Below are 949 nucleotides of genomic sequence, written 5' to 3'. Positions count from 1 at the left end.
CTCGGCGAGTTCGGCGCCACCATCGCCATCTCCGCGCGCAAGGAGGACGAGCTGGACGAGGCGGTGAGGCACCTCGCCGGCCTCGGCATCGCCGCCACCGCCCATGTCAGCGACCTCGGCCGGGACGACGGCCCGAAGACGCTGGCCGACGCCGTGCTGGCCTCAGGCCCGGTCGACATCCTGGTGAACAATGCCGGCGCCACCTGGGGTGCCCCGGCGGTCGACGTCACGCCCGAGGCCTGGGCGCGGGTGATGAACCTCAACGTCAACAACCTGTTCTTCCTCACCCAGGCGATCGCCGCACGCTCGATGATCCCCCGCAAGTCCGGCAAGGTGCTCAACATCGCCTCGATCGCCGGGCTTCGCGGCCATCACCCGGACATCACCGGCACCATCCCCTACAACACCTCGAAGGGCGCGGTGGTGAACATGACCCGCGCGCTCGCCGCCGAATGGGGCCCGCACAACATCACGGTGAACGCGCTCGCCCCCGGCTTCTTCCCCTCGAAGATGACGCGCGGCATCCTCGGCCAGTTCGAGGAAAAGATCCTGGCGAAGACGCCGATGAACAAGCTCGGCAACGACGCCGACCTGAAGGGCGCCGCCCTGCTCTTCTGCTCCGCCGCCTCCGGCCACATCACCGGCCAGATCCTCGCGGTCGATGGCGGCTCCGGCGTGATCTGACCCGCGCTCAGCCCCCGGACGCGGCGGCCACCGCGTCGCCGATCCGGGGGCGGAAGCCGAAGAACCCGCGCCCCGCATGCGGCCACAAGGCGCGGTCCCAGGCGCGGGCAACCCGCACCGCCCCCACATCCGCCGCCGCCAGCGCCTGCGCGACCGGCCCGATGGGCGGATGCGCGGTCACCACCTTCAGCCGGTGCGCCGCCGCCCAGCCGGCGAGATCGTCCACTTCCAGCAGCACCGGCCGGACGCCGAACCGCGCCGCCGC

The 949-nt window shown here is 72.0% G+C and carries 1 protein-coding gene and 1 pseudogene; one reads left to right on the top strand and one right to left on the bottom strand.

Annotated features, from left to right (window positions below):
• A partial coding sequence (locus tag APM_RS10695) for an SDR family oxidoreductase (RefSeq protein WP_007423388.1) occupies positions 1-684 on the top strand: 684 nt, incomplete at its 5' end.
• A 7-nt stretch (positions 685-691) separates the two neighbouring features.
• Here the strand turns inward: APM_RS10695 and APM_RS10690 are convergent.
• Positions 692-949, bottom strand: a pseudogene (locus APM_RS10690) (deoxyribodipyrimidine photolyase); the annotation flags it as partial.

Source organism: Acidiphilium sp. PM, assembly GCF_000219295.1.
Taxonomy (GTDB): Bacteria; Pseudomonadota; Alphaproteobacteria; order Acetobacterales; family Acetobacteraceae; genus Acidiphilium; species Acidiphilium multivorum.
This window is presented reverse-complemented; position numbering and strand designations above follow the sequence as displayed.